Source organism: Candidatus Symbiopectobacterium sp. NZEC135 (assembly GCF_025962695.1).
The window spans coordinates 1-3,857 of record NZ_JAGFPF010000143.1 but is presented as its reverse complement, the minus strand read 5'-3'; the positions used below and the strand labels follow the sequence as shown (position 1 = coordinate 3,857).

Genomic DNA, 3,857 nt, shown 5'->3' with positions numbered 1-3,857 from the left:
ACGGTGGTCAAACCGGGCACCGGGCCCTTAAATCCTCCCGAGGTAGCGCCTGCGCTGTTCGGCGCGACAAATCCCCCTTGTTGCGCCATCGCACCAACAGAAACCGCACCCAATAACAGGGCGATAAACGTTCTCTTCATCATGATGTCCTTAAGGGTTATGGCCTGAGGTAAATTGTGGACGGTTATGCTCTTATTCTCAAGAAATGAAACGCTTTATCCTGTCTGTTGCCGGTTTTGTTGTGTCTTATAGCAAGGGTGTTTTCTGTAACATGCTGTTTATTATTTGATTTATCATCCCGCCTTTTTTTCACTCTCTCTTTTGGCGTTTACTTGAGAAAGGTATCTTGTCATGACGTTGTTACTTCCTGTTTCGGGCTCGTCTTGCAGCCCGATGTGTTCTGTAATGTCACCGTCAGCGTGTAAAACCCCACATAAAACGGTCCATGGCGATCTCAAACCGTTACGGCACAAGCTACGTGCGGTTTCGGCTTCCCCACTGACGCTGATGTCCAGCGCTGAAACCTGTTGCACCGCACCCAAACCCGACAATAAGAGGGGGAACAAAGCGACGTCGCGCGTTAAAAAGACGCTGCTATTGGGCGGATTATTGCTGCTGGGCGGCATGGCGTGGCGTGGGGGAACGGCGGGGATCGGCATGCTCCGTTCACGATACCAGGATGAACCGGGGATGATCCCTCACGGTTTTTATCCTGGCAATGAGAGCGTGGCTGCGTTTTATCCCTATTTGCCGCCCTCTGGACATGCCGTTAGCGTGCCGGACCGTTTACCGCTAGCGCCAGAGGCAAGGGAACGCGCCAGCGCACCTGCTAAGGTGGAGAACGGGACGGATGCGCATCGGCATCTCGAGGTGCTATCAGACACAGAGCATGCTGCGCTGGCAGCGTATTTGCGGCAGTTTATGACCCTGGGAGGATGGCACCCGGATAAGGGGGCACGATTCCAGCGCGGTACGGAGAACCTACCTTCACCGGCTTCACGTTTTAGCCAGATGTACGACCGCGCTAAATTACCGGCAGCCGATAAGCCCCATATCATTGCGACATTGAGCGATGAATTTTTGCGTTTTCCGCCGCAAGAGATAAAAGCACGAGAGCCTGCGTACGCCTGGATGGTTCTCGATATGTTATTGCTGGGGTTGGGAGAGAAAGAGACGCCGTTTCGCCTCAGCTATCAAAAGCTGGGACGCGCCTCCCGGCGGCGGCTGACGAAATTCAGTCATATCCGCTACGTCAAACAGTATCTGGATGAAACGCCCCCGCATTTTGCACCGCGCCGCAAGACTGCCTTAGCGCAACAATTGATGAAAAAATATGCGTCAGTGTCGCGCCAGCATGCTATTCAGCACTCCGCTTACTGGCAGGCAAATGCGGCCGGTCTGAACCCGGTGATAACGGGCATCTATGATAAATACTATGCGCAACTGGCGGAGCATTTCCCACCTCCGGCGTTAAATCAATCTCATGACGTGATGCTTGGCCGCCGGATGCTCAACGGGCAGAGGCTCTACCTGCCCGTGCAGTTTACCACCAAAGAAATCTATCTGGGCGTTCACGCGCGCGAAGCCCTTGCCATGGGCGATCCCTCATTTTACTTCCCGCCCAACATCGACCACTTTGTACATCTGGTCAGTGTGGAGAAACCCAATATTGCAGATCGTATTTCCACTGAACTTGGCGCGTTGCTCAGTGAACTGAAGGTCAATGTAAAATTTCAGCGCTTGTTTGAGGCAACGCTCGATTTTCGCGCTATTGGTATTGTGATCCATGCGCTTGAAACGCTTCCTTCATCGGATATTCCCCCTGCCATTCGCTATTTCCTTGACGGGAAACTCAACCCACAACTGGTGACCATGAAGAATAACGTTGTCCCGCATCTTCTCGCCCTGTCTACGGTGCTTGATTCGCGCGTGGTGTATATTTCTCTAGCCCATTCAGAGGTGAAAATCGCCGATCGTTATGCGTTTGATGCTGAATGTGAAGCGTTCATCCGTAAGCATCTTTCGGTCTTTGATGAACAACGTCTGACCGCGGGGGAATTAAAACCCACGCTGATGTGTAATCCGGATATTTACCGGGGTATGGCATTGCCTGACTATTGCCTGCGACCCGCGTTGCAGTTGGAATATCGACCGCATTATCAGCATCAGCTTTATCAGGCGCTGGTGGATCAGTTAGCCAAGAACATTGATGCGGTGGTGTATACCCCTGATGAGTTTAGCCGCGATAAGCAGCTGATGTTTTACAAGCGGGTGTTGGCGACCACGGGCACTATTGCAGGCATACTGCTGATGGCCGTGACCGGGCCTGCGGGCGCTGCGGTTTGGGCGACCGTTGGGCTTTCCTCTGGTATCGGTGAAATTGCCGTCAATCTGCATCAGGCAGCCAGTACTGATAACGGCGTAGTGTATAAAAATGCGCTCTGCGAAGCCCAGATCGGCGCGTGGTTTCTGGCTTTCGGCACCCTGAGCGATGTCATCGGTGTCGGTCGTTTGAGTGTCAAACAAATACAGGCGCGCCAGGCGATGGCCTTTGCGGGCAAGCGTAAACCGCTGGTGCGTACATCTGCCCGAATAAAAGGCAACAAAATCAGGGGGGAGCGGCGCCACGGCGGCAAGCGGCTGTATAAAAACAGCCCCGATTTTACCTCCATCAATATACGCAACGCGCGCGACATTGGCACCGTCGGGTATCGCACTCTGGCGGATAACCATTATGTGCAGTTTTTTACCAGAAACCCCAAAGGGGCCAGGCAACAAGGGAGCAAAACCCTGGTGATTTCCGCCCATGGCGGATACGTCGATAGCGATATGACTCAGCCCAGCATTATGCTTCCCTCGGATATCACGTTGAAGATGCTCTCTCCGCATGGCACCTTTCTTGAGGATCCCGGTCTGGATGCCGTTATGAATGACGAGGCCGGTTTCCGGGCATTTTTAACGGTCAGAGGGAAAAAGCAGGAGACGCATTTTATCCCCCAGCACCACGATGAGTGGCGCTATGCCGACGATTATCAGCCTCACAGGGCAAAGAACAGCATGGGACGCTCGGAGGGGTTGCAAAATTATCGCCATTTCCATTATGAAGGTGACACAAAATGGAAGATCGGTCAGGCGTTGGTGAAAAATCGGCGACTGGCAGCGGAACACAAGGCCACGTTAAGCGATGTGCTGATCGTGAACACCGGGATCAAACTTGAAGTTGATACCGATCCGCTGTTGGCAAGCGTTCAGCGCGTAATTGATCTCGACCGGGAAGGGCAACTGCGCAATATGAAAGGAGAGCGCTATAACACGCTGGTGTTCTCCCATTGCCGCTGTAATTTTGCACTGCCTGAGGAACAGATATCGACGTACCGGTTGACGTATCCGCGACCGCCGAGCCTGACTGAGGGGCAGAGCCTGGTCAGGGTAACACGCACAACCTTGACGCGCGAACACGCGGGTCTGCCCTTCACGCGTAATGATACCGATCTGGGCGACGCCGCGTTATCGTTTAGCACATTACCTGTCGTGTAAACACCACCGGCCTCACGCTGCCTGAACGCAGCGGAGGCCAGGATGATGCCTGCGGTTAGCGTAACTGCGTCAGCGAATGGGTGGCCTCGTTAATCTGAAACACGCTAACCAGTTCGGTAAGATGATGGCCTTTCTGGCGCAATCCTTGTGCGGTGTATTCCGAATTACTCACCAACTCAGTGCTTTTCTGCGTCGCCTGACCAATCTGCACCACGGCGATATTGACCTGTTCGATGCCGGTTGATTGCTCGCGTGAGGCGGTGTCAATTTCATTGATGATGGTGCTGAGCTGATGAATACGTTGCAGCAAATCGTCCATC

Annotated in this window: 1 protein-coding gene and 1 pseudogene; one reads left to right on the top strand and one right to left on the bottom strand. The window is 53.4% G+C overall.

What is annotated here, in order from left to right; all coding sequences use genetic code 11:
• The first annotated feature begins 351 nt into the window (after positions 1-351).
• Entirely contained in the window at positions 352-3,537 is a 3,186-nt protein-coding gene (locus J5224_RS23925; RefSeq protein ID WP_264627726.1) for a putative adhesin, read from the top strand.
• 55 nt (positions 3,538-3,592) lie between these two features.
• Here J5224_RS23925 and J5224_RS23920 read toward each other — a convergent pair.
• Positions 3,593-3,857: pseudogene (locus J5224_RS23920) on the bottom strand (hypothetical protein); the annotation flags it as partial.